Consider the following 25,366-nt stretch of genomic DNA (forward strand, 5'->3'; position numbering starts at 1 on the left):
AATTACTCCTGTTCCAATTTAGCTAAGCGGATTGCCACCGCTTGTTTGTGCGCTTCTAATTGTTCTGCTTCTGCCATTAACATCACTGTATTGGCGAGATTCTTAAAGCCCAGTGGGCTAAGTTCTTGTACGGTCATTCGTTTACTGAAATCAGCTAAACCTAGGCTAGAGTGCGTGCGAGTGTAGCCGTAAGTTGGCAGTACGTGGTTAGTCCCACTGGCATAGTCACCCATACTTTCAGGGGAATAAGCGCCTAAAAAGATCGAACCTGCATTGTCTAGCAATGGCAATAAATTACGGGCGTTTTCCACTTGTACGACTAAATGTTCAGGCGCATAAGCATTACTGATTTCAACACATTGTTGTAGATCTTCTGCGATAAACGTGCGGCTGTGTGCAAGGGCTTTGCGTGCGGTTTCCGCTCTTGGTAAGCATGTAAGTTGTTGTTCAATGGCAAGTGCGGTCTGTTTTGCTAAACTTTCGCTATTTGTCACTAAAATTACTTGGCTGTCCGCACCGTGTTCTGCTTGGGAAAGTAAATCACTCGCCACAAAATCAGGATCGGCAAATTCATCGGCAATCACCAACACTTCTGAAGGGCCAGCAGGCATATCAATTGCAGTACCATTCATCATCACTTGGCGTTTGGCTTCAGTAACAAAGGCGTTGCCCGGTCCGAAAATTTTATCCACTTTTTGTACACTTTCTGTGCCATTTGCCATGGCAAATACTGCTTGAGCGCCACCGACGGCATAAATGGTTTCAACGCCACATAAGTTTGCAGTGTAGAGAATTTCATCTGTAATCGGTGGTGGTGAGCAAAGTACAATAGTTTTGCAGCCTGCTATTTTGGCAGGCACTGCGAGCATTAACACCGTAGAAAAGAGAGGAGCAGAACCACCTGGAATATACAAACCTACTTTTTGAATTGGGCGGGTTAACACTTGGCAACGCACGCCTTCTTGTGTTTCGATATCAACACTTTGATTTTTCTGTGCTTGGTGAAAGCGCTCAATATTACCTTTCGCTGTTTGAATGGCTTGTTTCAGTTCATCAGAAATTCGGCTGCTTGCTTGTTCAATTTGCGCTTTTGAGATAACCAAGCTTTCTAATTTCACTTTATCGAATTTTTCAGACAGCTCAAATAACGCCTGATCGCCATTTTTAAGCACATTCGCCTTAATTTCATTGACCGCTTGTGTAATTTGCTCACCAATCGCTTGCGCTGGGCGTGAAAGTGCGGTTTGTTTTTCTTGATCATTTAAGTTATTCCAAATTAGTGTTTGCATAATTTTTTCTCATATTGCACAGTAAATTCATTAATAAAAAATACAAGCGGTCAGTTTTAAAGCATTTTTTGCAATATATTAACTGTTTTGTGCCTTAGCCCAATTAATTGCAGTCTCTATTACTTTACGAGCTTGCGGGCTATTTCGCCAACAAGTTGAGCCTGTAATTTCTGAACCGAGTTGTAAGATAAAGTCAGGGGTAGAATTTGCTAATTGATTCACATCATCTAGCCCCATTTCAGCTAAACGTTTCAAAATAGTTGGACCAATGCCTTTTTGAGCGAGTAAAGATTGTTTTTCAGTTTCTGTGAATGCCATATTTACTCCATCATTTTCTCAATTGGTAATACCAAAATTGAACTTGCCCCAATCTCTTTTAACTGTTCCATTGTTTCCCAAAATAGTACTTCTTGGCTAACAACGTGCATAGCGACTTTTGAATCATCGTGTGCCAATGGCAAAATGGTTGGGTTTTCCACGCCTGGTAAAAGTGCGGTAATTTCTTCTAATTTTTCTTTTGGTGCGTGGAGCATAATGTATTTGGATTCTGCTGCTTGTTGTACGCCTTGGATACGGGTGAGTAACTTATTCACTAGGGCTTGTTTTTCTGGGCTAAGTTCTGCGGCACGTTGAATTAAACAGGATTTTGAGCGGTAAATGACTTCCACTTCTTTTAAGCCGTTGGCTTCAAGTGTGGCACCTGAAGAAACTAAATCACAAATGGCGTCGGCAAGTCCTGCACGAGGTGCAACTTCGACTGAACCTGTGAGTGAACAAGTTTTGAAATCTACACCTTGTTGTTGCATATAGCGTTTTAGTAGATTTGGGTATGAAGTCGCGATACGGGCATTTTTAAGATCGCTTACATCGTTGTAGTTTTCATCTTGTGGAATAGCGATGGATAAACGGCAGCCACCAAAGTCTAAACGGCGTAATTTTTTATAATTGACGCTTTCGCCAGCAGCTTGACGAGCCAATTCCTCTTCTTCTAAAACATTCTCGCCGATAATGCCAAGATCAACGACGCCATCAAAGACTAAACCAGGGATATCATCATCACGAACACGTAAAATATCAATGGGCATATTTTCAGCGTAAGCAATTAAACGTTGTTCTTGTAAATTTATTTTTACACCACATTGTTTTAGTAGCGCTTGAGATTCTTGGCTTAAACGCCCTGATTTTTGCATCGCAATGCGTAGTCTTTTACTTTCAATCATAATGTTATCCTGTGTTTGATGTTGTGAATTTTAGTTATAAAAAAAGCCTCTCGAGTGGTTCCGAGAGGCTTTTTTGTTGTTTCTATCGCACTGCTCGGAAGATTTTCTATCTTCCAAGCACCACTAAACGCCCGAAAGATAATCAGGAGTGATGGTGGTGATGATGAGCAATGCGGTTAAAATTCATTTTGTCTTCCTTATTGGTTAATTGCTATTCAAATTACTGTAAAAAAAATAAACTGGCAAGTGTTTTTTACAAAAAAGTTAAATTTTTTTTGCTTTAATAAACAACAGCACTGGGCGGTGTTGCAGATCTTTAAATTCCTTTTGCCATTCAGGTTGATCGGCAAGCATTGGTTCTGCCATTTGTTCAATTTGGAAACCTGCTTGGATCAAATTATTAATAATGGTTGCGGTAGTGCGGTGATAGGTTTTAAACGGTTGTTTAAACCAGTTACGATCACGTTCGCCTTCGTCACGATAATGATTTAAGCGGTACGCTACTTGCTGTTTATTTTCATCTTTTTCCCAACGATCGCCGCCTTGATAACATGTGACGATTGGATGTTCTTGCGAGAAAATTAAATAACCATTCGGATTTAATTTTTGATGAATAGCGGATAACAACTGCGGAAAATCTTGCACATAATGAAACGCAAATGAGCTTGTGATGACATCAAAATGGCTTTCAGGCAGAACACTGAGTTGTTCCATAGAAAGCTGATACAAGGCAAAGTGCGGTGCATTTTGGGAAAATTTTGCTAAGTCTGTTTCTGCCTGTTTTAGCATATTTTCAGACAGATCAATGCCCACGACAAAGTGGGCATGACGTTGTAAATAAAGTTGTAAGTGCCCACCACAACCACAGCCCAGATCTAACAGTTTTTTGCCTGTTAAATCGGGTAGTAGGGACAACATTGTCGGCTTTTCTACCACTTCATTTAAGCTGATTGGATTTTCCCGCAATTTTAAATAAAGCTCGAAAAATTGCGGGGCATCATAGACGCTTTTTTTAGTCATCTTATTTGAAGATGATGTCGTCTTTTGGATCGTATTTAGAGGCGTCTAATACTTTGTTTTCTTCAAAGTATTTTTTCAACATTTCAGCATCGATGAAACCAGTGTTCACATAGCTTGGGTGTTTTTTCAAGACTGGATAGCCATCACCACCACCTGCGCAATAGTCTGGTACAGAGACTTTATATTTTTTGTTTAAATCAAGTGCTTTACCACCTACTTTTACATCAGACACTTTTTGGGCAGTACGATCAACGACCATTGAAAGACCTGCAAATTGTGGATATGCACCACTATCAACTTGTTTCATTGCAACCACGTTGAGGTAGTCTAAAAGCTCTTGACCTGTTAAATCGACAGTTGCGATCATATTACCGAAAGGTTGTACTGTAAGTAGATCTTTATAAGTTGTTTCGCCTTCGTTGATATCCGCGCGAATACCGCCAGAGTTCATAATACCAATATCTGCTTTGACACGCTCCATTTGTGATTGAGCAATTAGGCGACCTAAGTTAGTTTGTTCGAAACGAATAATTTTACGATCACCGACAAATTTTCCTTTCACTTCACCTACTTTCACGCCTAATAAGCGATCGCCTTCGTCTTGATAAGTTTTTAAATGTGCAAATACAGCAGGATCTTCTGCTATCTCAGCTTGATAGAGTTTGTAGTCCGATTTACCGTCTTCTAATTTGATTTTTTGTTTTAAGTTAATTGGGATTAACTCATATTTCACCAATTTAGTTTCACCATTTTTGAATTCAAAATCAGCACGACCAATATATTTGCCCCATTCGCCCGCTTGAACAATCCAAGTACCGTTTTGGAAGTCTGGTTTACATTCTTCACCTGGCGAGTATTTCGCTTTGAATTGGCCTTGTTCATCAATACAAACCGTATCATGTGTGTGTCCGCCAATAATTAAGTCAAATGCACCTTTATCTAGAGTACGTGCCATCGTGACATCACCAGGTGCATTTTGACCGTGTTGACCGTCAAAATAGTAGCCCATATGGGTCAGCGCAATGCGGATATCTGGTTTTTCAGTTTTATTGATTTCAGCAAGTGTTGTTTTTGCTGTTTCAATCGGATTTTTGAAGATAACGTGATCAACTACATCTGGGTTACCTAATTTTGCGGTATCTTCAGTTGTTAAACCTACAACTGCGATGTTTAAGTCCTCTTTTTTCAACATCACATAAGGTTGAACTAATGGTTTATTGGTTTTTTTATTAATTACATTCGCCGAAATTAATGGGAACTTAGCCCATTTTTCTTGCATTTCGAGCAGTTGTACTGGGAAATCAAACTCATGGTTACCGAGTACAGCTACGTCATAACCAATCATATTCATCCCTTCAATATCAGGTTTTGCATTCAACATATCTGATTCAGGTACACCTGTATTGAAATCACCTGCATGAAGTAAAACAACTGATCCGCCTTTGCTTTCCACTTCTTTACGAATATTGTCAATTAATGTTTTGTGTGCAGCAAAACCGTACTCACCTTTACTATTTTTCCAAAAATGACCGTGTGTATCATTTGCGTGTAAAACCGTGATATTGTAGGTTTTGTCTTGAGTATAAGCATGTGCTTGACTGATTAAACCTAATGATAAAGCAATAGCGCTCAATTTGATTATTTTTTTCATTATGAACCTCTTAAGATTGAAAAATCAGCTAACCTATATACCTAAAATTTTATATCAAGCCAAGCGTTTTGCATTAAATTTGTGATGGCTAGCCCAAAAAAGTAGGCAAGATGTTAAATTGTGCAGCAATTTGTATCAAAATATTTAACACACCAAAGAGAATCACAAAATAAATCATAAAGTTACCACCATAAACTTGATATGAGCTTGAGGTGAATTTTTGACGAGTTGCCTTTGCGAGTAAGGCTGGGACAATAGCTGCCCAAATCGTTGCAGCTAAACCTGCATAGCCAATCGCGATTACAAATCCATAAGGAAATTGTAAGCTTAATAATAATGGTGGTAAGAATGTGATTAAGGTCGCTTTGGTTCTGCCTGATAAGCTGTCATCTAATTTGAATAGGTCAGAAATATAGTCAAATAAACCTAAACTTACCCCTAAGAATGAGCTCGCAATTGCCATATAAGCAAAGAAGTTCAGTACCACACCAATGTAATCTGTTTGGATATATTGTGAAAGTGCGCCAAGTAGTGCAGCAATGTCGCCACCTTTTTCAATCACTGGTACAAATTCAGCGCGTGGCAAGTTTCCTTGCACAGCTAACTGCCATAAAATGTAAATCACTAACGCAATGCCTGTGCCTAAGAAGATCGATTTCATCACGCGTTTGCCATCACGATCGTAATATTTGACAAGGCTTGGTACGTTACCATGGAAACCAAATGACACTAAGCAGACAGGAAGTGCAGTCAAAATATAAGGCAAATATTGTTGTTCACCTTGTGCGATTTGATTGAATAGTACTTCTGTTTTTACTGAGCTAATTAAATCGCTAGTGGAAAGAAAGAAGGCAACAACCATACCTGCGATGAGTACTGTGGTAAAACGGTCGACTGCTTTAGTAGATAACCACACAAAAGAAGCAAGTACAATACAGAAAATCAGTGAGCCAGAACTGCGTCCAATATCGATAGCACTTTCTGGTGAGCTGAATAGCTGATTGAATAAGTTTTGGGTAATACCACCGCCTGATGTAATGTAAGCATAGGTTAAGATATACAGTACAAAAGCCACAGAAAGCCCGTTTATTACATTCCAGCCGTTACCTAATAAATCTTTCACAATGGTGTCAAAGCTTGCACCAGTTGGATAATGCAAGTTGGCTTCAAGTATCATTAAGCCCGAAGTTGTCATACAAAACCAAGTGTAGGCTAAAAGAAGAATCGAACCTATAAACCAAACCCCTGAGGTCGCTGTTGGGTTTGCTAACATACCAGCGCCAATCGCTGTTCCTGCAATAATCATTGCTCCGCCTACTAGAGAAGGTCGTTTTTTTAGTGTTGTTGTCATATAAAGTACCACTTCAGTTGTTATTATTTATTTCAAACTTGTACTATTTTAATAGTGCAAAAATAAAAATCAAATATTTTTTCTCTTTTTGTGTATTTATTTTTTAATCCTGTAATTAGGTCACGATAACCCACAGTATCTCGACAAATTGCGTAATTTAAGGCTATAATTGACTGCTTTTATTTATAATTAACTTGAAATAAGGAATAAAAAATGGGTTTAGAAAACGTACCAGCAGGTAAAGAATTACCAGATGATATCTATGTTGTAATTGAAATCCCTGCAAATTCAGATCCGATAAAATATGAAGTCGATAAAGAAAGTGGTTCACTATTTGTTGATCGTTTTATGGCAACGGCAATGTTTTATCCTGCCAACTATGGTTATGTTAATCATACTCTTTCTTCTGATGGTGATCCTGTGGATGTTTTGGTTCCAACACCGTATCCATTACAACCTGGCTCAGTGATTCGTTGCCGTCCTGTTGGTGTGTTAAAAATGACAGATGAAGCAGGTGGTGATGCTAAAGTTGTTGCTGTACCACATAGCAAATTAACAAAAGAATATGACCATATTAAAGATGTGAATGATCTCCCTACATTACTAAAAGCACAAATTCAGCATTTTTTTGAGAGTTATAAAGCTTTAGAAGCAGGTAAATGGGTGAAAGTTGAAGGCTGGGAAGGCGTTGAAGCTGCACGTCAAGAAATTTTAGAATCATTTGAACGTGCCAAAAAATAAGTATTATGTTATAAATGCCGCTGTAAAGAGCGGTATTTTTTTATCTAATTTACAGTGAGTGAGAATGTTATGATTAAATTTATTAAAAAAATATTCCTAATTTCTTCTGTTGTGATGCTATTAAATGCCTGTGCTGATTCTGCCAGTATTAATCAACAATCAGCTGCTTCTTATTTACAAGTTGTCAATAAAGCGCGTAGTGAAGGCGTATTAGATACGACATCCGCGACAGCTAAACGGATTCATGCAGTATTTAACAAAATGGTGCCTTATGCCAATGCAGAAAATAAAACAGGACAACCTTTTAACTGGCAAATTAGCGTAATCAAATCAAAAGAGCTAAATGCGTGGGCAATGCCTGGTGGTAAAATGGCATTTTATACAGGTTTAGTCGAGAATTTAAAGTTAACTAACGATGAAATTGCAACCGTGATGGGGCATGAGATGGCACATGCCTTAAAAGAACATGGTAAGAAAAAAGTCAATTTAGGACAGTTTACGAATGTACTAGCAGAAGTCAGCCATGTGGCTCTTTCAAGTGTTATTGGAACAAATAGTAGTGCTTTAGTTGTGACACTAACTAAAGATTGGGCATTGGATAAACCTTATTCACGTAGTAATGAGACAGAAGCCGATGAAGTTGGCTTAATGCTCATGGCAAAAGCTGGTTTTAATCCTGAAGCAGCTCCAAAATTGTGGGATAAAATGCAACAGGCATCCTTGGGATCAAAAGGTGTATTAGCCGCATTATCTTCTACACATCCAAATGATGCTGATCGTCAACAAAATTTATTACGTTTAATGCCTGAAGCAATTGCAATTTATCAACAATCTAAACAGTAATAAGATTAAAATCAATGATATAAAATGGAGCTAAAGTGAATCGCTTTAACTCCATTTTTTATGTTGTTAATCTTTATTGCAAAACGACTTACTAAAAAATCGTGATAAGTTGGCGTGTATCGTTATTGCATTCATGTAACAAAAAGTGCGGTGACGTTACCGCACTTTTTCGATTAGTTAGTAATTTTAAAGCTGACTGGAACACTGACATCATTTCCCATGCCCGAAGGGAGTGGTCCAATAGGGCGAGCATTATTTACTGCCGTGAGAGCAGCGTTATCAAGTTCTTCAGAGCCAGATGATTTTGTAATTTTTGCATTGCTAATAATTCCTGCGTTATTGATATGAAACGAGACTGTTACAACACCTTGTTTACGCATCATTTTAGCACGATTTGGGTAACGTTTATGCTTTTCAATCTCACGACGGAGAGCTGAACGATAAGCATTGATTTCATTTGTACTGCTTCCTTTTCCAACGAGATTAGGATTACTACTTGTCACGTTACCTGTTGTTGTTGCTTGTTGATTTATCGACGAATCAGAATTAATTTCACGATCTGATTTTGGTAAATCTTTTTGCACTTTCTTTGGCTTTTTAGGCTTTTCTTTTGGTTTCTCTTTCGGCTTTTCTTTTGGCTTTTCAGGTTCTTTCGGTTTTTCTGGCTCTTTTGGCTTCTCAGGTTCTTTTGGTGGTTCTGGTTTTACTGTTGGATCCGCCACTTCTTCTTTGGGTAGTTCAGGTTCTACTACTGGTTGTGGCTCTGTTTCTGGTTCTGGTTCTGGCTCTGGGTCATTGAGTATTGTTGCCGCAAGCATTTCCATTGAAATATGTGTGCTGATAATATCAGCAGCAAAGCCATTTGCGCTTTCATCGTCTTTTTGAACAGACCAATATAAGAACCAAACAAAGCTCACGTGAAACAGCAAAGAAAAAGCAAATCCAACCAATGAGCGATTTTTTTCTATCATTGAGCGGCCTTTTCTTTCACAGTAACAATAGCGACATTACGAATTTCGTTTTTGGCCATCATATCAGTAATTGAAACAAAATCTTGGAAGGTCGATTTCGCATCTACTTTAAGAGTCACTTTTTGATCTTTAGGCCAGCTACTCATTTCCTGCTCTAAGGCTTCTGCAGTGATAGGTTTATCATTAAAAAAGATTTCACCTGTTTCTGTGACTGTCAGTAGTTTAGCTAAATCATCAGATTTAAAGGCAACAGTAGAACTCGCTTTAGGGACATTGACTTGAATTTTACCTTGGGAAATAAATGAGGCAGTAATTAAGACAATCGCCAGCAATACCAACATAATGTCGATAAAGGGAATAATGTTGATTTCATCAAACTTTTTCACGTTATCACCTATGCTTGTTTTGCTTTTTTCTCATTTAAGGCAAACCATTTCAAACGATTCACTTCGATTTTTCGGCCTAATCCGTTGTAGAAAACCATTGATGGAATAGCAACTAAGATACCAACGGCAGTAGCTTTTAGGGCTAAAGAAAGGTGTACCATGATTGATGCAGCATCAATTTCACCACCAGAATGACCTAATTCAAAGAACGTCAGTAAGATACCGATAACTGTACCTAACAGACCAACATAAGGTGCATTTGAGCCGATAATAGCGATTGCGGTAAGATTACGCTGTAAATCAATATCAAGTTCATGCACAGTATCATAATTTTCTACATTCACTTTACTTAAGAAAATGAAACGTTCTACAACTAGCCATACCATAATAAAGCTCATTAACGCAAGTAAACCAAGAATGATATAGTCGATATAGTTTTGTAAAAATTGAAACAACTGTGGCATAAAAAAGTCCTTTAATTTGCAGCGAAAAATAAGTTTTGCATTATACGCTATTGAGAATTAATTTCAATTGCAAAATTTTAGCAAAAGCGCTAATTGAGGTAAATAAAAAAGACGATAGATTTATGAACAAATCAGATGGGAGATTGGGAGAAATTAAAAAAGTATATGAGTGTAATATAAAAGGCGATGATATCAATTCATCGCCAATCAAAATGTATTAAAGTTTCACAACCTGTGCTTGTTTTATCATGTTATCACTGACTTCTAGAATAGTGATTTGTAAGCCATTAATTTCACATACAGTTCCTTCTTCTGGAATCTCTTCGAGATGCTCAAGAATCAATCCATTAAAAGTTCGAGCTTCTTCTGTATCTAGATTCCAATCGAAAAGTTTATTGAGGTCACGTAAATTAGTTGAGCCTTCAATAATCATCGAACCATCTGATTGTGGGATGACTTCTTCTTCAATAGAAGGGGCAGTTGATGTTGTAAACTCACCGACAATTTCTTCTAAAATATCCTCTAAAGTGACTAATCCTTTGATATCGCCATATTCATCAACTACTAAACCAATGCGTTCTTTATTATTACGAAAGTTTAATAGTTGAGCATTCAATGCAGTACCTTCAGGAATAAAATAGACTTCATCAGCCGCCCTGATTAATGTTTCTTTACTAAATTCATTTTTATCTAACATTAAACGATAAGCTTCTCGGACACGTAGCATACCAAGAATATTTTCATCCATACTACTTTTATATAATACGACACGCCCATGAGCTGCATGATTAAGTTGGCGCATAATTGATTTCCAATCATCATCAATATCAATGCCACCAATATCATTGCGTGGGACCATAATATCGTCCACAGTAACTTGCTCTAAATCTAAAATAGACAGTAACATTTCTTGGTGAGCGGATGGAATAAATTTGCCTGACTCATTCACAATAGAACGTAGCTCTTCTGGACTTAATGAGGGGGATTTATTGTCTGATTTTAAACGTAATAAAGCTAAGATCCCTTGAATAATGAGATTTATTAAGTACACCAATGGTGTAAAGAGGCGTAAGAAAATCGCTAGAAGATGGCTTGAGGTAAAAGCAACCCTCTCTGGATAACGTGCCGCGATTGTTTTGGGTAAAATTTCAGCAAAAATTAACATAACAAATGTGAGTGCGCCTGTTGCAATCGCTACACCTGCATCACCGTATATACGCATACCAATAATAGTTGTAATTGCCGAAGCAGTAATATTGACTAAATTATTACAGATTAAGATTAAACTGAGTAACACATCTGTTTTTTTCAATAATTTTTCTGCTTTTTTAGCACCGCTATGCCCTTTTTCAGCAAGGTGGCGAAGGCGATAACGATTAGCGGAGAGTAAGCCTGTTTCTGAACCCGAAAAATAAGCTGAGATGATCAATAAAATGATAAGTGCAATAAATAAGGTACTAAGGGGAATACTGTCCAAAATGCATCCTTTTGTGAGTTAATCAAAAATTGAAAAGTGCGGTCAATTTTTACTTGTTTAGACCGCACTTTTACTGTGTATAAGAATAAATAAAAATTGTTTATATTTCAAGCATTACACGACTACCGAAATACGCAATACTAAGTAGTATTAGTCCTAACATGGCATATATTACTATTTTCTTGCCACGCCAATGAAGTCGCCAATGTCCTATGAGTCCAAATGCAAAGACTAGCCAAGCCAAAAAAGAAAATACCGCTTTTTGAATATCTTGTGGTGCAAAGTCCTTGGCTAGATGAAAAGAGCCTGATATGAGCACAATCGTAAGCAGGATTTCTCCTGTGAGCATAAGGCGAAAAAAGTGACGTTCAACTGTCATTAAAGGAGGAATTATAGGAGAAAAAACTAGTTTCTTATTTTTTAAACTATTATCAATCCAAAGCAGTTGAATTGAATAAAGTGCAGTCATTAAACAAATTGAATACGTAAATAACGATAAACCAACATGAAAGAAAAGTGCAATATTTTGACTTAGATGATACATAAAATGTGTTGGAAGCAATGTAGTTAAGATTAAATTAATGATAGTAAAGGAATAAATAATAGGTAATAAAAACCACAGAGTACGTACATGAAAAAAGAGCGCAAAAGTGGCGAGTGATGCAGTAATGACACTAATTAATGAGCTAATTTCCATGACAGTAAAATTCTGTCCGCTAGTTAAATTATTAAAAAGCGGGATTAAGTTAACAAAATGGAGACTAATAGCGATAAGTGCGGTTGCAAAAAAGAGAATTTTGTTAGGAGACGATGCTGGTTCACCTGCTTGGATTTTTAATAGCATAGGCGTAATTAGCAATACACTAGAAAGATAAAAAAGCATTGAAAGAATTGCAAACCACATGGAAATTTCCTCATATCAAGAATTGATTTATTCTAGCTTTCTCCGCGTTAAATCGCCATTAATTTATTTCAAGGGGTGAAAATCTATCTGATTTCAGTATAATTGATACAATTTTTGTTTGTGTAATTAGGAATAACTCATGTTTGAGAATTTATCAGAACGCCTGTCTAAAACGTTACGTAATATTAGTGGGCGTGGTCGTTTGACAGAAGATAATATTAAAGACACCTTGCGTGAAGTGCGTATGGCATTATTAGAAGCAGATGTCGCTTTACCTGTAGTACGTGAATTTATTAATAAAGTCAAAGAACGAGCAATTGGTGTTGAAGTCAATAAAAGTCTTACACCAGGTCAAGAGTTTGTCAAAATTGTTCAAGCTGAACTTGAAGTGGCAATGGGAGAAGCAAATGAAAGCTTGAATCTTGCAACGCAACCACCAGCAGTCATTTTAATGGCAGGTTTACAAGGGGCGGGTAAAACAACGAGTGTCGGTAAGCTGGCTAAATTTTTAAAAGAGCGTCATAAGAAAAAAGTATTAGTCGTATCCGCTGACGTTTATCGTCCCGCCGCAATTAAACAATTAGAAACACTTGCACAAACCGTTGGTGCTGATTTTTTTCCATCGGATGTGAGTCAACGCCCTGTTGCTATTGCTCAAGCAGCTTTAACTGAAGCAAAATTAAAATTCTATGATGTATTAATTGTGGATACCGCAGGTCGTCTTCATGTTGATGGCGAAATGATGGATGAAATTAAACAAATTCACGCCGCACTTAACCCAATCGAAACGCTTTTCACGGTGGATGCAATGACAGGTCAAGACGCTGCAAATACCGCAAAAGCTTTTAATGAAGCTTTACCTTTAACAGGGGTGGTGTTAACCAAAGTAGACGGAGATGCGCGTGGTGGAGCAGCCTTATCTATTCGTCAGATTACAGGGAAGCCAATTAAGTTTTTAGGGGTAGGTGAGAAAACTGATGCTTTAGAACCTTTTCATCCAGAACGTGTTGCATCACGAATCTTAGGTATGGGAGACGTGCTCTCTTTAATTGAAGATTTGGAGCGTTCAGTTGATCGTGAAAAAGCTGAAAAAATGGCCCAAAAATTCAAGAAGGGTGATAATTTTACTTTAGAAGATTTCCGAGAACAGTTAATCGAAATGAAAAAAATGGGCGGGATGATGTCCATGTTAGATAAGTTGCCTGGCGCAAAAAACTTACCTGATCATGTCAAAAATCAAGTTGATGATAAGATGTTTAATAAAATGGAGGCTATTATTAATTCAATGACGTTTAAAGAACGTGCAAATCCAGATATTATCAAAGGATCTCGCCGTCGCCGCATCGCCATGGGTTCAGGCACTCAAGTACAAGATGTGAATAAATTGCTTAAACAATTCGACGAAATGCAACGTATGATGAAGAAAATGCGCAAAGGTGGAATGGCAAAAATGATGCGTGGTATGCAAGGCATGATGGGCGGGCTTGGCGGTTTAGGCGGAATGTTTAGACGTTAACTCAGTCTTCAGTTATGGGAAAGAACGAGTGCGGTCAAAAAAGTAAAAATTTTGACCGCACTTTTGTTTTATGAGTGTCTTTTCAAAAGATTACTCTTCTTCAATTTTTGCAATCGCACCTTTGATTGTCAAAGTCACCTCAGTTGAAATTACTTGGTTTAGAATTTCGATAATCTCACTGAGTTTTTCTGTATTTGCAATACCTTCATCATTAAAATAGCCTTCCTGTTTCAAGCTGGCAATAAATGCAGAGAACACAGCTTTATCAAAAAACTCTGGCGCATTAATACCATGTAATACAGACAAACGCTGTGCAACAGATTGGCTATCTTTTTCTAAGCTTGCACGGGGTGTCGCAGGGTCGTTTTCTAGAATACTCACGGTGATGTAGTAACGTTGTAATATTTCACGTATACCCGAAGACCAAAGCTGTAACATTCTAACTCGAGATTTATTGATAGAAAGCATATTGGCATTGCACTTAATTATTTCTTGACGCTCAAATTCAGTAATAATTTGATTGATTCGCTCTTGTAGAGCCTCTTGTGAGAAAGACAAGAAAAGTTCATTTCTCAAGAATGGATAAATTTTACTAATAGCATCATGAACTAATGGTTTTTGAATTGCCTCGTAATGCAGTACGATACTTGCTACCAATGATGGTAATACAAACAAATGTTGAATATTATTACGATAATACGTCATTAAGACAGCAGCATTACGTTCTAAACGTACGATTTCACCAAAATTATCTTTTTCAATAATGATTCCCACTCGCTCTAGTTTGAGTATATGCTCTAACATCGTTTCAGGTGAATCAGTTGGTACTACAATATCTTGTGAATAAGGCACATTTTGTAAAAACTGTTGATAGCTACCTAATTGTTCTAATAATTGCTCACGCGATAGCGCACGCTGACGAGAGGATAATAATGCGGTTCCAGTTAAATTCATCGCATTGACTGCTGCAGCATTGTTGATATTTATCATCACTTGGTTTGAGACACTATCGACGGCTTGATTAAACCATTGTGGACGATCTTCGTTATTAATATTTTCTTTCCATTCAGGATAGTGTTTGTTTAAGAAATTACTTAATGTAATTGGCTCACCAAAGTTCACATAGGCTTTACCTAAATTACGTAGTTTTTTAATCACACGTAATACTAAACCTGCGTTTTCTTTTTCTTTTGCCGCACCACGTAATTCCTTAGCGTAAGTATCTACTTCTAAAACGTGTTCATAGCCTACATAGACAGGTACCACGGAAATTGGACGTGTTTGCCGTTGTAAAAGTGCTTGTAATGTCATTGACATCATACCTGTTTTAGGTGCAAGTAATCGACCAGTACGAGAACGACCACCTTCGATAAAGTATTCGACAGGATAGCCACGATGGAAAAGCTCTGCGAGATATTCGCGGAAAATAGTCGAATATAAGCGATTACCTTTGAATGTGCGGCGAATGAAAAATGCACCACCTCGACGAAACATCGCTCCTACAGGCCAGAAATTAAGATTAATTCCTGCTGCAATATGTGGAGGGACTAAGCCTTGATGGTAAAGTAAATAAGAAAGTAATAAGTAGTCAATATGGCTACGATGGCAAGGGACATAGACAATTTCATGTCCATCTAAAGCCAGTTTACGCACACGATCTGCATTCTGTACATCGATACCTTGGTAAAGTTTATTCCACAACCAACGTAAAAAACGATCTGCTACGCGTAAACCCTCATAATTAACGTTTGCGGCAATCTCATTGAGGATTTTTTTTGCTTCTTCTGCTGCTTTTTCTTCACTAATATTTTTTGACTTTGCCTCATCTTTGATAGCTTCTAAAATCGTTGGTAATTCAAGTAATTTATTGAACATCGCCTGACGATTAGGTAAGCGTGGTCCTGTTGCGGAAATACGCTGCTTAGAGAAGTGCATTTTGGCAACGCGGGCTAATTTATGCGCAATAGCTTCATCAAAGCCATGTTCATTCACCATATAACGTAAAGAAACAGCTTGTGAGAAACGAACAAAAGTATCACGACCAAACCAGACTGCGGCAATAACTTTTTGAATACCGCTTAATAAGCGTAGTTGTGGTAAGTCTGACTTATTTTCATGACCTGGCGAACGTCCCCATAATACTGAACCAGGAATTAGCTGAACATCAAGGGTCGGAGATGTGTGGTGTAGCTCTAAGTATTTATTAAATATATTGATAGTCTCTTGTTTTGCTCCTTTTGATTTAAAGAATCGACGCCCTTCATCTAAAAAAACAAAACGAGGTAAAGTTTGGTTATTAATTTCATTTTTTTCAAAAGGGTCTGGTAAACCTACACTGAGACAGTTTTTGCGGAAAATAACTAAATCAGTCTGTGAAGTGTAGGGCAAGACATAAACGACAGGTTGGGTAGTATCAAGCTTCAATTCTTCGATAGGATTATGGGGAATTGGATTGTTTTTAACTAAGAAGGATAAAGGCAACTCCAATACTTTGCGATACATATTTAGAAAACTAAACATAGTGAATTTCCGTTTTTTATCAGTTTATTAGAAATAATTTACGTTATTTTACCATAAAAATTCAAAAACGTGAGTTGTTGAATAAAAGAACTATATAGACTTTTAATATATAAAGTAGTGAATACTAAAATAGAATGTGAACCTAAATAATAGCATCATGTATAAAAATTTAGTCTGTAGAATAGAAAATACGATAAAAAAACAATGAAGGATAAAGTTAAGTATTTTAGTATTTAAACTCAATATCATTATTTTAAATCTATTGAGTGACTGAGTAATTCAGATTAAATCCATGTTCCTTTAAACTGTTGCCTTAAAGAAGAATATTAAAAATAAAAGATTGCAATATTAGAATACATGTATACAATAACAGTTGTTATGTATATAAAAACAGGGGTGAATTATGAAAGCATTTAAAGCACTAACAGCACGCCAGCAGGAAGTATATGATTTTCTAAGACATCATTTAGACACTACAGGTATGCCCCCAACACGCGCAGAAATATCAAAAGAACTTGGTTTTCGTTCGCCTAATGCAGCCGAAGAGCATTTAAAAGCATTGGCAAGAAAAGGGGTGATTGAAATCCTTTCTGGTACATCACGTGGTATTCGTTTATTGCTTGAGGAAGATTCTGTCAGTGAAGAAAATAATGGTCTTCCTTTAGTTGGGAGAGTCGCAGCAGGTGAACCAATTTTAGCAGAACAACATATTGAAGGCACTTATAAAGTCGATGCAAATATGTTTAAACCACAAGCTGATTTTTTATTGAAAGTTTATGGGCAATCGATGAAAAATATTGGTATTTTGGATGGTGATTTACTTGCCGTGCATAGCACAAAGGATGTACGTAATGGACAAATCGTTGTTGCCCGTATTGAAGATGAAGTAACCGTAAAACGTCTAGAACGTAAAGGCGCAGTTGTTTATCTCCATGCCGAAAATGAGGATTTTGAACCAATTATCGTTGATTTAAACCAACAACCAAATTTTGAAATTGAGGGTATTGCAGTTGGTATTATTCGTAACAATGCGTGGATGTAAATAGGCTATTGATTAAGAGAACCGCAACTGAATGTGCGGTTCTTTTTTGTATAATTTAGCGAGTATAAAAGCAGAATATTTTTAGAAAACAGACTGTGCTTTATCTTGCAAAACCGCTAATTATATGTATAATTCACCACCTTACAGCTACATTGAATTTTCGTTCCTTGCTTCTGCAGATTGGTAGCTGGTCTAACAGTCAGAGGCTGATTAACCCGTAAGGAGCAGTAATGCGACACTACGAAATCGTGTTTATGGTTCACCCGGACCAAAGCGAACAAGTACCTGGCATGATTGAACGTTACACAGGTTCTGTAAAAGAAGCTGGCGGTCAAATTCATCGCCTAGAGGATTGGGGTCGCCGTCAATTAGCGTACCCAATCAATAAATTACATAAAGCACATTATGTGTTAATGAATGTAGAAGCGCCTCAAGAAGTCATCGACGAGCTAGAAACAACTTTCCGTTACAACGACGCAGTTCTTCGTAACGTAATCATTCGTACTAAGCACGCCGTAACAGAAGCGTCCCCAATGGTTAAAGCAAAAGACGATCGTAAAGCTTTAGCTGAAGTTGAAAACAACGATTTTGAGGATGCTGAAGAGTAATTTAAAAATTGATAATCGTTTTTCATTGATTGGTCAAGTTGCGAGTCAATTAAAACGAATAAAAAGCCCGAATGGTATTGAGCATTGCCAATTTTTGTTAGAACATCGTTCTATACAACAAGAAGCGGGACTAAGCCGACAGGCTTGGTGTAAAATGTTAATCCAAGTAAGTGGTAATCAATTAATAGAAAAAACTCAAAGCATTACGGTCGGCAGTCAGCTTTTGGTAATGGGCTTTGTAAGTTCACATAAAACTGTAAATGGTTTAAGCCAATTAGTATTACATGCCGAGCAAATCGAATTTATAGATTAGGAGACTAGCCAAATGGCACGTTATTTCCGTCGTCGTAAGTTCTGCCGTTTCACAGCGGAAAATGTAGTTGAAATCGATTATAAAGATGTTGCTACATTAAAGAACTATATCACAGAGAGCGGCAAAATTGTTCCAAGCCGTATTACCGGTACTCGTGCGAAGTATCAACGTCAATTAGCTCGTGCTATCAAACGTGCACGTTATTTAGCGTTACTTCCGTACACTGACAACCATCAGTAATTAAAGAGAGGATACGGTAATGCAAGTAATTCTTTTAGATAAAGTGGTTCACCTTGGAAATATTGGTGATCAAGTAAATGTTAAATCAGGTTTTGCACGTAACTTCTTAATCCCACAGGGTAAAGCAGTCATGGCAACCAAAGCTAACATTGAGCATTTCGAAGCACGTCGTGCAGAATTAGAAGCGAAAGCAGCAGAAGTTTTGGCAGCAGCCCAAGCGCGTGCAGCGAAATTAACAGAGTTAGGTTCTGTAACTATTACATCTAAAGCAGGTGATGAAGGTCGTTTATTCGGTTCTATCACAACTCGTGATGTTGCAGATGCAGTGACTTCAGCTGGCGTTGAAGTGGCTAAAAGTGAAGTTCGCTTATCAACAGGTCCACTTCGGACTTTAGGCGAGCACGAAGTTAAGTTCCAACTTCATGGTGAAGTATTTGCAACTGTAAATGTTATTATTGTTGCTGAATAATTCGCTAGATTAAAGATAAAAAACCCAGCTATTTGCTGGGTTTTTTGTTATCTGGCTTTGTTAGATATCACATTTGTGAAAAATATACTCAAATCTAACTGTATTGATACTCTTGAATCAGCCCTAACTTATGTTTGATAAAGTATCTAATAATCGTTTTAATTAGCATTATTAACACAATTTTTTATTATAGAAATCAGTCACCCATTAATACGAATCTAATATGTAAGATGAATTGTAAAGGATAAAATATTTGAAATTTACACATTACTTATTCGTTTTTCAAGTACTCGCAAAGAGTACTTGGACGATAATTAGGATGACTGGTCTTATGCATAATACATTTCAAATTCAACGGGGTGTGGCGTCATATTTAAACGCTCAACCTCTTTACGCTTTATAGCGATAAATGCATCAATAAATGCTTTAGTGAATACGTTTCCTTTAGTTAAAAATTCATAATCATTGGCTAATGCATTGAGTGCTTCTTCTAATGATGTTGCGACAGCAGGAATATTTTTTAATTCTTCGGGAGGTAAATCATAAAGATTCTTATCCATTGCATCACCTGGATGAAGTTTGTTTGTGATACCATCTAGCCCAGCCATTAAGAGTGAAGCAAAGGCAAGATATGGATTTGCCAATGCATCAGGGAAACGGGCCTCAATTCGGATCGCTTTTGGATTCGTAACTGCAGGAATACGGATAGAGGCTGTACGATTGCTCGCAGAATAAGCTAATAAGACGGGGGCTTCAAAACCTGGTATTAGGCGCTTATAAGAATTTGTTGTTGGGTTAGTAAAAGCGTTTAATGCTTTAGCATGTTTGATGATACCGCCAATAAAGTAAAGTGCAGTGTCTGATAAACCAGCATATTTGTCACCTTGGAAGATATTTTTACCAGATTTACTTAATGAGATATTACAATGCATTCCTGAACCATTGTCACCTGTAATTGGTTTTGGCATAAAGCAAGCTGTTTTACCATGTTCATAAGCAACATTTTGTACAACATATTTATAAATTTGAGTTTCGTCAGCTTTCTTAGTTAATGTATTAAATTTAGTTGCGATCTCATTTTGACCTGCAGTAGCAACTTCATGGTGATGAGCCTCAATGACCAATCCCATTTCTTCTAAGATTAAGCACATCTCAGAACGAATATCTTGTGCGCTATCAATAGGTGCAACAGCACAATATCCTCCTTTCTTTGAAGGGCGATAACCATTGTTACCATCTTCATAGCGTTTATGACTATTCCAACTTGCTTCAATATCGTCAACTGAATAAGAGTTACGATGCATTGAAACATCAAAACGTACATCGTCAAATAAGAAAAATTCAGGTTCTGGACCAACGAATGCTTCATCGGCAATGCCTGTTGAACGCATATAATTTTCGGCACGAATAGCAATAGAACGAGGATCCCGATCATAACTTTGCATAGTGGTTGGTTCATAGATACTACAGCGAAGAGAAAGGGTTGGGATTTGAGCGAAAGGATCGATAACAGCAGTTTCTGGGATTGGCATCAATAACATATCGGCTTTATTTATTGCTTTCCACCCTTCTACTGAAGAACCATCAAACATTTTTCCATCTTCAAAGAGATCTTCATCTACTAGGCTTATTGGTAAAGAGACACCATGTTCTTTTCCTTTAATATCAGTGAAGCGAAGTAAGACAAATTTAATATCGTATTCTTCAATTAGTTTGAATACATTGGAGATGGCAGTAGCGTTTGGCATATGATCAATCCTTAAATTTCGAGTAGTACTGGAAATTTATGAATATAATAAAAGTTACGATATAAATCTAGCTTTTTTATTCTTCTTTTTATAAAGTGTGAGTATAATTTATGTCTATTATTAGTAAATTTAGTGGACAATCAGAGAATATGGATAAATGGGGGGGGGAAGAAATGACATTGAAGATAAAATCGAAGGGAATTGATAGGAATAATGTAGAGTCTGTTGTTATTGCTGGTAATGGGAAAAGCCTGTCTAAAATTGAATATAGCGTGCTTCCAGAAAGATATGATGTTTTTCGTTGTAATCAATTTTATTTTGAGGATAAATATTATTTAGGAAAAAATATAAAAGCAGTATTTTTTAATACTGGTGTTATTTTGGAACAGTATTACACACTATATAATTTGGTTAGAAATAAAGAATATATATGTGAAAATATAATATTATCTTCTTTTAATACTAATGAATTTGAGTTTAATGAAAATAAGAAATTAATGAATGTGTTTATTGGAGTGACCAATGGATATGAAGAATATTTATCTAAATTAGAAAAGCTTGATAAATATCTTCGTTTTAGGGAGGTTTTTGAGGGTAAAAGAATTACTTCAGGTGTTTATATGGCAGCTGTTGCAGTAGCAGCGGGATATAAGGATATTTATTTAGTAGGAATAGATTTTTATACAGAAGAACAAACAAGCTATGCTTTTGAACATAAAAAAAATAATATTTTAAAATTAATACCTAGTTTTAATAATAGCATCAGTCAAGCTGGATTTCATAATGAAAATACTGATATAGACGCATTACTTTTTTTAAAAGAAACTTATGATGTGAATTTCTATTCTATATCAAGTCATAGTCCAATGTCTAAGTATTTTCCACTGCCTGATTTTAAGAATGATGTTTGTTATGTTCCAGATAAAAAAATTAATTATATTGATGATATATTATTACCACCAAAATTTGTGTATAAAAAACTAGGAATACTAAGTCCCAAGAAAAAAGCTCTTTATTCTAATGTTGCATTTCGATTTTTTAAAGATTTATTAAGATTACCTAGTGCTATTAAGCATTACTTGAGAGAAAAATAGTCATTTTTTTAATGACTATGAAGGGTTTTTATAATAGAATACCGCGCCTTTCCCACATTTTTTACTAGAAGTGCGGTCAGAAAAAAGAACTTTTCCTATTTTCAATACATAAGATTTTTCTCAATGACAGATAAAATAGATATCAATAAATTGCGTAACATCGCAATTATCGCTCACGTTGACCACGGTAAAACAACCCTTGTTGACAAACTCTTACAACAATCAGGCACATTAGAGGCATCGCGTAATGACGGTGATGAACGTGTAATGGACTCTAATGATATTGAAAAAGAACGTGGTATCACGATTTTAGCTAAGAATACAGCAATTAACTGGAATGACTACCGTATTAATATTGTTGATACACCAGGGCACGCCGATTTTGGTGGTGAGGTAGAACGTGTAATGTCAATGGTTGATTGTGTACTATTAATTGTTGATGCTTTTGATGGTCCTATGCCGCAAACACGTTTTGTGACACAGAAAGCCTTTGCGCATGGTTTAAAGCCGATTGTCGTTATTAATAAAGTTGATCGTCCTGGCGCTCGTCCTGATTGGGTAGTTGATCAAGTTTTTGATTTGTTTGTCAATTTAGGTGCGACAGATGAGCAATTAGATTTCCCGATTATTTATGCCTCTGCATTAAATGGTGTAGCAGGTTTAGAGCATGATCAGTTAGCGCCTGATATGACACCATTATTTGAAGCTATCGTGAAATATGTTGAGCCGCCAAAAGTAGAACTTGAACAACCTTTCCAAATGCAAATTTCACAGCTTGATTATAATAATTATGTTGGTGTTATTGGTATTGGCCGTATTAAACGAGGTTCAGTAAAACCCAATCAAACAGTGACAATTATTGATACCGAAGGTAAAGCACGTACTGGGAAAATTGGGCAAGTACTAGGTCACTTAGGTTTACAACGTTATGAAACAGAACGTGCTTATGCTGGTGATATTATTGCATTAACTGGATTAGGCGAGTTAAATATTTCTGATACGATTTGTGATATTAATAACGTGGAAGCTTTGCCTGCATTAAGTGTTGATGAACCAACTGTTACGATGTTTTTCTGTGTAAATACGTCACCATTTTGTGGTAAAGAAGGTAAATATGTAACTTCTCGCCAAATTCTTGAGCGTTTAAATAAAGAGTTGGTGCATAATGTAGCGTTACGCGTCGAAGAAACCCCTGATCCAGATGCGTTCCGTGTGTCTGGTCGTGGTGAATTGCATCTTTCTGTGTTAATTGAAAATATGCGTCGTGAAGGTTATGAGCTTGCCGTTTCACGCCCACGAGTTATTTATAAAGAAGTAGAGGGGCGTAAACAAGAGCCATTTGAGCAAGTGACGATTGATATTGAAGAGCAGCATCAAGGTGCAGTTATGGAAGCCTTAGGTATTCGTAAAGGCGAAGTCCGTGATATGGTACCAGATGGTAAAGGTCGTACCCGTTTAGAATATGTGATTCCAAGCCGTGGTCTAATTGGATTCCGTGGTGAGTTTATGACGATGACTTCAGGTACTGGTTTATTATATTCAAGTTTTAGTCACTATGATGATGTGAAGGCGGGTGAAATTGGTCAACGTAAAAATGGTGTCTTGATTTCTAACTCGACGGGTAAGGCGCTAGCTTATGCCTTATTTGGTTTACAAGAACGTGGTAAATTAATGATTGATCATGGTACTGAAGTATATGAAGGACAAATTATTGGTATTCATAGTCGTTCAAATGACTTAACTGTAAACTGCTTACAAGGTAAAAAGCTCACTAATATGCGTGCATCTGGTAAAGATGAAGCTTTAGTGTTAGTGCCACCTGTACGTTTTAGTTTAGAACAAGCTATTGAGTTTATTGATGATGATGAACTAGTAGAAGTCACACCAAGTTCAATCCGTATCCGTAAAAAATTATTAACGGAAGTAGATCGTAAGCGTGCAAGTCGTACTACAACCAGTACTAGCACTTACTAACTCAAAATTTTGTGAATATCGACCGCACTTTTAAGTGCGGTCTTTTTTTATTGAATTTAATTTCATAGGCTGTTTCAAACGTTGTATAAAACATGATGAATTGGGCGAGGATAGCAAAAATTAGTAGTACATCATAACGGAACAAACCAAATAATCCCGCTTGAGGTGTAATAAATATAGCAATAAAAACAACCCATTGAATAAGTAAGTACGCATTTCTTTTAAGCTAGAAAATAAAAAAAACTCAGATGAGTAATTATTAAGCTTTTCTTAATATTTTTGTTGTTTAATGTCATCATCAAAAGGTAATTAGCCTTTCGACTATTCACTTAACTTACTTTTATAGGAACGTATTATGAAAAAATTAATTGCATTAATGTCAGTATTAGCTGTATCAAGTGCCGCTGTTGCACAGGGTGGTTTTGCTCCTAAGCATGATGGTAAACAAGGTAAAGGCGGTTTCTATGATAGTGCATCTGTTGTAAAAACGGTAAAAGATGCATTAAATTCCGCTGATAAAACGCCAGTCATTATTGAAGGCTATATCGTAAAACAAATTGATGATGATGAGTTTGTTTTTCGTGATGTTGCAGGTAATGAAATCCAGCTGGATGTAAGCAATCGTGCTTGGCGAGGACAAACTATCCAACCAACAGATAAAATTAGTATTCAGGGCTATGTTGATAAAGAATGGAATAGAACTGAAATTGATGTGAAGGATATTTCTAAATAATCAATTTATTGCGGCCAGCTTTTATTAAGTATGGTCGCACTTTTTACAAAGTCGTTGTAACTTCTTCAATATTTAAAATTATTGCTTCATTTAAGCTATTCTCTTGCATTTTCCAACGAATATTAAATTCATATAATCGGATTCCATAAATACGATCTGACAGCTTATTTTGTTGATAAGCTGGACGTGGATCTTGAGCAATGACTTCAGTCACAAAACGCTGAAAGTGCGGTCGTTTTTTTTCAATTTCTTTAAATTTACGCTGTGCTTGTTCACTAACAGTTACTTTTAATTGAGAATTAGGTTTATTTTGTGCGTAACCAGATTTTGCATTAGGTTGATTATCGGCATAAGCAAGATAAGGTTTAATATCAAAAATAGGTGTGCCATCAACTAAATCAACTGGACCGACATATAACAAGATTTTCCCATTTTTAGATTCTATTTGACGTAGCTCAACTTTTGATAAGCCTAGAGGATTCGGGCGATGAGTGGCGCGTGAAGCAAAAACACCAATACGTTGATTTCCGCCTAATCGAGGTGGACGAACTGTTGGGCTCCATTTACCAGCAGGTACTTTATTAAACTGAAAAATAAGCCATAGGTGACTGAATTGTTCTAAACCTCTGACACTTTCGAATTGATTATAAGGTGGTAGTAATTCGATGATTGCAGTACCATCTTGAACTAAATCAGGCTGACGTGGCACAGAAAACTTTTCTTTGTAGGGGCTATGTAGGATTGCAACAGGAGTTAAGGTCAGAGATAAGTTAGACATATTTTCCTTAATAT

At 36.8% G+C, this 25,366-nt stretch carries 25 protein-coding genes and 1 other annotated feature; of the genes, 11 read left to right on the forward strand and 14 right to left on the reverse strand.

What is annotated here, in order from left to right; translation table 11 throughout:
• Window positions 1-2: 2 nt before the first annotated feature.
• From hisD to mtr, 6 genes are all read right to left on the reverse strand, one after another.
• Entirely contained in the window at window positions 3-1,289 is a 1,287-nt protein-coding gene (gene hisD / locus DYE19_RS10825; protein ID WP_115323541.1) for a histidinol dehydrogenase, read from the reverse strand.
• Window positions 1,290-1,367: 78 nt separating this feature from the next.
• Entirely contained in the window at window positions 1,368-1,607 is a 240-nt protein-coding gene (locus tag DYE19_RS10830; protein WP_115323542.1) for a recombinase RecA, read from the reverse strand.
• A gap of 2 nt (window positions 1,608-1,609) precedes the next feature.
• Window positions 1,610-2,509: an ATP phosphoribosyltransferase gene (gene hisG, locus DYE19_RS10835; protein ID WP_115323543.1), complete on the reverse strand. Its 900-nt coding sequence runs from the start codon at window positions 2,507-2,509 to the stop codon at window positions 1,610-1,612.
• Window positions 2,510-2,545: 36 nt separating this feature from the next.
• Window positions 2,546-2,673 (reverse strand) — a sequence feature (His leader region).
• A gap of 100 nt (window positions 2,674-2,773) precedes the next feature.
• Window positions 2,774-3,529 carry a class I SAM-dependent DNA methyltransferase gene (locus tag DYE19_RS10840; RefSeq protein WP_115323544.1) on the reverse strand — a complete coding sequence of 252 codons (756 nt, stop codon included), beginning with the start codon at window positions 3,527-3,529 and terminating at the stop codon, window positions 2,774-2,776.
• A gap of 1 nt (window position 3,530) precedes the next feature.
• Window positions 3,531-5,180, reverse strand: a complete 1,650-nt coding sequence (ushA, locus tag DYE19_RS10845; protein WP_115323545.1) for a bifunctional UDP-sugar hydrolase/5'-nucleotidase UshA — start codon at window positions 5,178-5,180, stop codon at window positions 3,531-3,533.
• 88 nt (window positions 5,181-5,268) lie between these two features.
• Complete coding sequence (mtr, locus tag DYE19_RS10850) at window positions 5,269-6,531, reverse strand: tryptophan permease (RefSeq protein WP_115323546.1); 1,263 nt, start codon at window positions 6,529-6,531, stop codon at window positions 5,269-5,271.
• A 213-nt stretch (window positions 6,532-6,744) separates the two neighbouring features.
• On the opposite strand from mtr, the gene ppa reads away from it, so the two are divergent.
• Together ppa and DYE19_RS10860 are read left to right on the forward strand one after the other, a co-directional pair.
• Window positions 6,745-7,272 carry an inorganic diphosphatase gene (gene ppa, locus DYE19_RS10855; protein ID WP_049214615.1) on the forward strand — a complete coding sequence of 176 codons (528 nt, stop codon included), beginning with the start codon at window positions 6,745-6,747 and terminating at the stop codon, window positions 7,270-7,272.
• A gap of 69 nt (window positions 7,273-7,341) precedes the next feature.
• The gene (locus tag DYE19_RS10860; RefSeq protein ID WP_115323547.1) at window positions 7,342-8,115 is read left to right on the forward strand and encodes a M48 family metallopeptidase; all 774 of its coding nucleotides are present in this window, start codon (window positions 7,342-7,344) and stop codon (window positions 8,113-8,115) included.
• 173 nt (window positions 8,116-8,288) lie between these two features.
• On the opposite strand, the gene DYE19_RS10865 is transcribed toward DYE19_RS10860, so the two are convergent.
• From DYE19_RS10865 to DYE19_RS10885, 5 genes are all read right to left on the reverse strand, one after another.
• The gene (locus DYE19_RS10865; RefSeq protein WP_115323548.1) at window positions 8,289-9,086 is read right to left on the reverse strand and encodes an energy transducer TonB family protein; all 798 of its coding nucleotides are present in this window, start codon (window positions 9,084-9,086) and stop codon (window positions 8,289-8,291) included.
• The gene (gene exbD / locus DYE19_RS10870) at window positions 9,083-9,472 is read right to left on the reverse strand and encodes a TonB system transport protein ExbD (RefSeq protein WP_115323549.1); all 390 of its coding nucleotides are present in this window, start codon (window positions 9,470-9,472) and stop codon (window positions 9,083-9,085) included. The genes DYE19_RS10865 and exbD overlap by 4 nt, the downstream gene beginning before the upstream one ends.
• Window positions 9,473-9,480: 8 nt before the next feature.
• Window positions 9,481-9,936 carry a TonB-system energizer ExbB gene (gene exbB, locus DYE19_RS10875; protein WP_115323550.1) on the reverse strand — a complete coding sequence of 152 codons (456 nt, stop codon included), beginning with the start codon at window positions 9,934-9,936 and terminating at the stop codon, window positions 9,481-9,483.
• A 217-nt stretch (window positions 9,937-10,153) separates the two neighbouring features.
• Window positions 10,154-11,413 carry an HlyC/CorC family transporter gene (locus tag DYE19_RS10880; protein ID WP_049214610.1) on the reverse strand — a complete coding sequence of 420 codons (1,260 nt, stop codon included), beginning with the start codon at window positions 11,411-11,413 and terminating at the stop codon, window positions 10,154-10,156.
• A gap of 100 nt (window positions 11,414-11,513) precedes the next feature.
• A complete protein-coding gene (locus DYE19_RS10885) occupies window positions 11,514-12,317 on the reverse strand; it encodes a cytochrome C assembly family protein (RefSeq protein ID WP_115323551.1) in 804 nt (267 codons plus the stop codon).
• 139 nt (window positions 12,318-12,456) lie between these two features.
• On the opposite strand from DYE19_RS10885, the gene ffh reads away from it, so the two are divergent.
• A complete protein-coding gene (ffh, locus tag DYE19_RS10890) occupies window positions 12,457-13,833 on the forward strand; it encodes a signal recognition particle protein (RefSeq protein ID WP_049214608.1) in 1,377 nt (458 codons plus the stop codon).
• Window positions 13,834-13,923: 90 nt separating this feature from the next.
• On the opposite strand, the gene plsB is transcribed toward ffh, so the two are convergent.
• Window positions 13,924-16,353: a glycerol-3-phosphate 1-O-acyltransferase PlsB gene (gene plsB / locus DYE19_RS10895; RefSeq protein ID WP_049214607.1), complete on the reverse strand. Its 2,430-nt coding sequence runs from the start codon at window positions 16,351-16,353 to the stop codon at window positions 13,924-13,926.
• 403 nt (window positions 16,354-16,756) lie between these two features.
• On the opposite strand from plsB, the gene lexA reads away from it, so the two are divergent.
• From lexA to rplI, 5 genes are all read left to right on the forward strand, one after another.
• Window positions 16,757-17,395 carry a transcriptional repressor LexA gene (gene lexA, locus DYE19_RS10900; RefSeq protein WP_115323552.1) on the forward strand — a complete coding sequence of 213 codons (639 nt, stop codon included), beginning with the start codon at window positions 16,757-16,759 and terminating at the stop codon, window positions 17,393-17,395.
• A 230-nt stretch (window positions 17,396-17,625) separates the two neighbouring features.
• Window positions 17,626-18,003 carry a 30S ribosomal protein S6 gene (gene rpsF, locus DYE19_RS10905; RefSeq protein WP_046339564.1) on the forward strand — a complete coding sequence of 126 codons (378 nt, stop codon included), beginning with the start codon at window positions 17,626-17,628 and terminating at the stop codon, window positions 18,001-18,003.
• Complete coding sequence (priB, locus tag DYE19_RS10910; protein ID WP_115323553.1) at window positions 17,990-18,316, forward strand: primosomal replication protein N; 327 nt, start codon at window positions 17,990-17,992, stop codon at window positions 18,314-18,316. The genes rpsF and priB overlap by 14 nt, the downstream gene beginning before the upstream one ends.
• A 12-nt stretch (window positions 18,317-18,328) precedes the next feature.
• The gene (gene rpsR, locus DYE19_RS10915) at window positions 18,329-18,556 is read left to right on the forward strand and encodes a 30S ribosomal protein S18 (RefSeq protein ID WP_005717555.1); all 228 of its coding nucleotides are present in this window, start codon (window positions 18,329-18,331) and stop codon (window positions 18,554-18,556) included.
• A gap of 19 nt (window positions 18,557-18,575) precedes the next feature.
• Entirely contained in the window at window positions 18,576-19,025 is a 450-nt protein-coding gene (gene rplI / locus DYE19_RS10920; protein ID WP_049214604.1) for a 50S ribosomal protein L9, read from the forward strand.
• A 329-nt stretch (window positions 19,026-19,354) separates the two neighbouring features.
• Here rplI and glnA read toward each other — a convergent pair whose 3' ends face one another.
• Complete coding sequence (gene glnA / locus DYE19_RS10925; RefSeq protein WP_115323554.1) at window positions 19,355-20,773, reverse strand: type I glutamate--ammonia ligase; 1,419 nt, start codon at window positions 20,771-20,773, stop codon at window positions 19,355-19,357.
• 110 nt (window positions 20,774-20,883) lie between these two features.
• Between glnA and DYE19_RS10930 the strand changes: the two genes are divergently transcribed.
• The 3 genes from DYE19_RS10930 to DYE19_RS10945 all read left to right on the forward strand — a co-directional run bounded on the left by DYE19_RS10930 (window position 20,884) and on the right by DYE19_RS10945 (window position 24,574).
• Window positions 20,884-21,867 (forward strand): alpha-2,3-sialyltransferase, encoded by a 984-nt coding sequence (locus DYE19_RS10930; protein ID WP_255313152.1) that lies wholly within the window; start codon window positions 20,884-20,886, stop codon window positions 21,865-21,867.
• A 123-nt stretch (window positions 21,868-21,990) separates the two neighbouring features.
• Window positions 21,991-23,841: a translational GTPase TypA gene (gene typA / locus DYE19_RS10935; protein WP_115323555.1), complete on the forward strand. Its 1,851-nt coding sequence runs from the start codon at window positions 21,991-21,993 to the stop codon at window positions 23,839-23,841.
• Between the two features lie 355 nt (window positions 23,842-24,196).
• Window positions 24,197-24,574, forward strand: a complete 378-nt coding sequence (locus tag DYE19_RS10945) for a YgiW/YdeI family stress tolerance OB fold protein (protein WP_115323556.1) — start codon at window positions 24,197-24,199, stop codon at window positions 24,572-24,574.
• A 43-nt stretch (window positions 24,575-24,617) separates the two neighbouring features.
• Here DYE19_RS10945 and tsaA read toward each other — a convergent pair whose 3' ends face one another.
• A complete protein-coding gene (gene tsaA, locus DYE19_RS10950) occupies window positions 24,618-25,352 on the reverse strand; it encodes a tRNA (N6-threonylcarbamoyladenosine(37)-N6)-methyltransferase TrmO (protein ID WP_115323557.1) in 735 nt (244 codons plus the stop codon).
• Window positions 25,353-25,366: the final 14 nt, after the last annotated feature.

Source organism: Pasteurella canis, assembly GCF_900454865.1.
In the GTDB taxonomy this organism is placed as follows: domain Bacteria; phylum Pseudomonadota; class Gammaproteobacteria; order Enterobacterales; family Pasteurellaceae; genus Pasteurella; species Pasteurella canis.